This window comes from uncultured Anaerococcus sp. (assembly GCF_947253225.1).
In the GTDB taxonomy this organism is placed as follows: domain Bacteria; phylum Bacillota; class Clostridia; order Tissierellales; family Peptoniphilaceae; genus Anaerococcus.
On record NZ_CAMXYR010000087.1, the window covers coordinates 1 to 4,587 of the forward strand.

Annotated in this window: 3 protein-coding genes; 1 reads left to right on the plus strand and 2 read right to left on the minus strand. The window is 30.2% G+C overall.

The genetic code is table 11. The annotated features are described in order from the left end of the window. Together mutL and mutS are read right to left on the minus strand one after the other, a co-directional pair. A complete protein-coding gene (gene mutL, locus Q0W95_RS07500; protein WP_366800495.1) occupies positions 1-867 on the minus strand; it encodes a DNA mismatch repair endonuclease MutL in 867 nt (288 codons plus the stop codon). Then, on the minus strand, positions 867-3,473 hold the full coding sequence (gene mutS, locus Q0W95_RS07505) for a DNA mismatch repair protein MutS (RefSeq protein ID WP_297791452.1): 2,607 nt from the start codon (positions 3,471-3,473) through the stop codon (positions 867-869). The genes mutL and mutS overlap by 1 nt, the downstream gene beginning before the upstream one ends. 122 nt (positions 3,474-3,595) lie before the next feature. Here mutS and Q0W95_RS07510 point away from each other — a divergent pair, with 122 nt between their 5' ends. Beyond that, a complete protein-coding gene (locus tag Q0W95_RS07510) occupies positions 3,596-4,483 on the plus strand; it encodes a C39 family peptidase (protein WP_297791454.1) in 888 nt (295 codons plus the stop codon). The last annotated feature ends 104 nt before the right edge of the window (positions 4,484-4,587 follow it).

Below are 4,587 nucleotides of genomic sequence, written 5' to 3' on the forward strand. Positions count from 1 at the left end.
CTACACCTGTGTTAGGTCGTCGGCAGCGTCAGATGTGTATAAGAGACAGTTATTCCTATAAGCATATTCAATCCTATCTCTTATCAGCTCGCTATCGACAAACCTGTTATTAATAAAAATATATTCAAGGGACCTATTGCCTCTATAATAATTTGTATTAGATATACAGCCATAAATTTTATAGATATCATTGGAAGCTTCTATGTCTATAAGATTTTCTCCTAAGCTCATATCAAAAAGCTTAGAGATTTTTTCTTTAGACTCCTCAAATCTCCTTGTGTGAAATTCGACATTTTCATTTTTTATATATTTAAACGAGATATTATTATAACCTACAGCAAATGCGTACATAAGCTTTGTGATGTGATTTGCTTCAATAATATCAGATTTCAAGAACTTTCTTCGAACTGGAATATCTCTAAATAGGTCCTCCACTATTATGCTTGTTCCTGTGTTGGTTGCTATACTTGATTTAGATATCTTACCATTATCAAAGATAATTTTAGCCCCAATTTCAGCATCCTTTGTTTTACTTATTGCTGTAACCTTACTAACGGTTACAATGCTTGATAAAGCTTCACCTCTAAAACCAAGTGAATATATATGGTACAAGTCATTAAAGTCCTTAATTTTTGATGTAGCGTGTTTACTAAAGGCTAATTCTATCTCATCATTATTAATACCACATCCATTATCTGTTACTCTTATATATGTTTTACCACCATTTTTTATCTCTATAGTTATATTATCTGCACCAGAATCTATGGAATTTTCAACAAGCTCTTTAACAATAGATATGGGAGCTTCTATAACCTCTCCAGCAGCAATTTTTTCTATTGTTTTGTCATCTAACTTTATAATAGTCATTATAGCTCACCAATTTTTACAAGTAATGAGTTTAACTCATTCATAGCCTCAATAGGAGTTAAATTATTTACATCTATTGAACTTGCAAAGTTTTTAATATCATCAAATTTCCTGTTAGAAATCATGTCTATGGATCTGGTCAATTCTTTCTTCTTATCTAAGTCAAACATATCATCAGTGGCAAGTTTTTCCATTATTAGCTTAGCATTTTCTATTATTTCATCTGGAAGCCCGCTAAGTTTTGCTACCTCTATTCCATAAGATCTATCTGACTTACCTTTTTTTATTTTCCTTAGAAAAACTAAGTTATTATTTTCTTCTAATATTTCTATTTTTAGATTTACAACATTGTCAAGCTCATTTTCCAAAATAGTTAGTTCATGAAAGTGAGTAGCAAAGACTGTTTTAACTTTTTTATGTTTGCTCAAGTATTCGACAATAGCCATAGCAATGCTTAAACCATCATCAGAACTTGTTCCTCTTCCTACCTCATCAAGAATCACAAAGGAATTTTCTGTAGAATTTTTTAGGATATTTGATACCTCATTCATCTCTAACATAAAGGTAGATTCGCCTTTTGAAATATTGTCACTTGCACCGATTCTAGTAAAAACTTGATCACATATAGATATCTGCGCAGATGTAGCAGGCACAAAACATCCCATTTGAGCCATAATAATTATTATAGCCATCTGTCTCATATAGGTGGATTTTCCTGCCATATTTGGACCAGTTATGATTTGAATAAGGTTTTCATCTTCACCAATATCTGTATCATTGGGTATAAACTCATTTTCTTTCAAATTATTCTCAATGACTGGATGTCTACCATCTTTGATTTTTATAATATTATCAGTCCTTATTTCAGGTCTAACAAAAGAATTTACTTTACTAACTCTTGCGAAAGTATTCAAGGTATCAATGGTTGCTAACATCTTTGATAAAGCTTGTAGCTTAATAGTATCATTTAGAACCTTTTTTCTGATTTCTTGGAATATTTCATATTCCATTTCAAAAATCTTATCCTTACCACCCAAAATTAGATTAGAAAGTTCTTCGAGTTTTTCGGTTGTGTATCTTTCTTGATTCTTCAGTGTTTGCTTTCTTATATAATGAGCTGGTACTTTATCAATATTTGACTTAGTTATTTCAATAGAGTAACCATTATTTTTATTAAAAACTATCTTGAAGTTTTTTATACCCGTAGCTTCTCTTTCTTCATTTTCATAAGAAATCAATTCGTTTTGAGCATTACTAGCATGGTTTTTTAAACAATCTAGGTCATTTGAATAACCATCTTTAATAATACCACCTTCCGTTATTGTAATCGGAGGATCCTCCACTATAGATTTATCAATCAAATCAAATATTTCTTCAACATTAGGCAAATTGATTCCTAATTTTTTAATATTTTCATCACTATTATTTTCTAAGATAGCTTTTAATTCTGGTATATTTTTGATTGAGTTTTTGATGCTTATGAAATCTCTTGCATTCGCCCTTTGGTAGGAGATTTTACCAATTAGTCTCTCAAGGTCATAAACATCAGATAATAAAATTGATATATTATTTGAAAGTATAGAATCATTGACCATGCTTTCTACTATATCAAGTCTCCTATTAATTTTCGATTCATCTACAAGAGGTCTCTCTAGGTATTCATTTATCATTCTTGAGCCCATAACTGTATCCGCTTGGTCTAAAATACTTAAAAGTGTATTTTCCTTGCCATTATTATTCAAGTTTTTATGAAGTTCAAGATTCTTTCTTGTACTAGCCTCAAGTTGCATATAATCATTTATTTCAATGATTTCTATATTATTTATATGAACTAAGTTTTCCTTATGAAATTTATAAATATAGTCGATAAGATTTGCTAGTGATAAGATTGACAATCTAAGATTTTTAACTTTATTGAGATTTTTATCGCCTAAATAATTTTTAATCAGAGTTGCTCTATTTTTGTAATCTTTAGGATTTTGAATATAGTTAACGAATATTTCTTTATCTAAAAAATAACGATTTAGAGTCTTGTCCGTATAATCAGAATTTATCAAAATTTCTGATGGATTAATCTTTTCTATCTGATCTATTGCTTTCTTACCTATACTTGAACTCAAACCCTTTATTTCAAGAGTAACTAGCTTACCAGTTGAAATATCACAATAGCTTAAAGCTAATCCATATTCATTTTGAAATATTGACAATAAGTAGTTATTCTCTCTATTGTTAAGCGAGTCCATATCGGTTATTGTTCCTGGAGTAATAACTCTTGTAATAGCCCTCTTTACAAGACCCTTAGCATCTTTAGGATCTTCTACTTGATCGCACAAAGCAACCTTATACCCCTGCTTAACTAACTTAAAAGCATAGGAATCTATAACATGATGGGGTACTCCACACATAGGTGCTTTGATAGCATGACCACAATCTTTTCCAGTAAGGGTCAAAGATAACACCTTGCTGGTGATTATAGCATCATCAAAAAAAGTTTCGTAGAAGTCCCCTACTCTATACAAAAGAATAGAATCTTTGAAGTCATTTTTTACATCAACATAATGTTTTAACATAGGAGTAAGTTTTTCGTATTTAAAATTATTTTTCATATCAACCCCCATTTCATCTATACATTATATCTCTTATTTGTCTTAGTTTCCAATGTGTGGATTTTACATATTAACTTACGAACTTAATTGATAAATTAGAAATATAATGGTAATGTTAAATTATGAAGTTTAAAAATATATTTGTTTTGCTAAGCTTAGTTGCTTTTTCTTCATGCTCATTTAAAAATAATTCCAATAATGAATATATAGATAAAGAAAATTTACAGATGATTGAAGATATAAACTCAGTTGCCAGCGAAACCTTTAAAAAAGGTAAAGAAATTATAAACAATATTAACATAGTAAATAACTCTAAAGCCAGTTTTAAATCCGATAGAAAAGAAGATTTGAAAAAAAATCTGGAAAATCTTTCTCAAACAAACTCCAAAGCTAAATGGGTACACGACAATTTTGATAAGTTACCTAATTTACAAGCTTATTTGGTTGGAAACGACACAGACACAGTAGAATTTGTATATAATTTAAACCATAATATCAATAAATTCGACTTTAAGGAAGGTGAAAGTATAAAACTTAACAGAGCGACCCCATATTATATACAATGGGATAACCGATGGGGCTATAATAGCTTAACAGATGGCACTATCGGAATGTCAGGATGTGGTCCAACCTCAATGTCAATGATTTTGTCAAGATTAAAAAAAGATCCATCAATAACACCTAACGTGATTGCTAGAGATGCTGAAACATTTATGGTTGAAGATGGAATAGCTTGGTCCTTCTTTCCTCATGAAGCACAAAAATACGGGTTTAAATGCGAGGATTTAGTAAAAGATAAAGATGAAATTATAGAAGCCTTAAAAAAAGGACCCCTCCTTGTTTCTGTAGGTAGAGGATATTTTACCTTATCAGGTCATATCTTAGTTATAGATTCTTATAAAAATGGTAAATTTATAATAAATGATCCTAACAGTGTGAAAAATACTATGAGAGAATGGGATTATGACCAGATTTCAGAACAGATAGTCCATATTTGGAAAATTTTTTAAAAAATATTTGACAACTATCCTAGATAGTGATATTATATAAGGGTAGTTGATACGCACCATTAGCTCAGTTGGTAGAGCACCTGACTCTTAATCAGGGCGTCCAG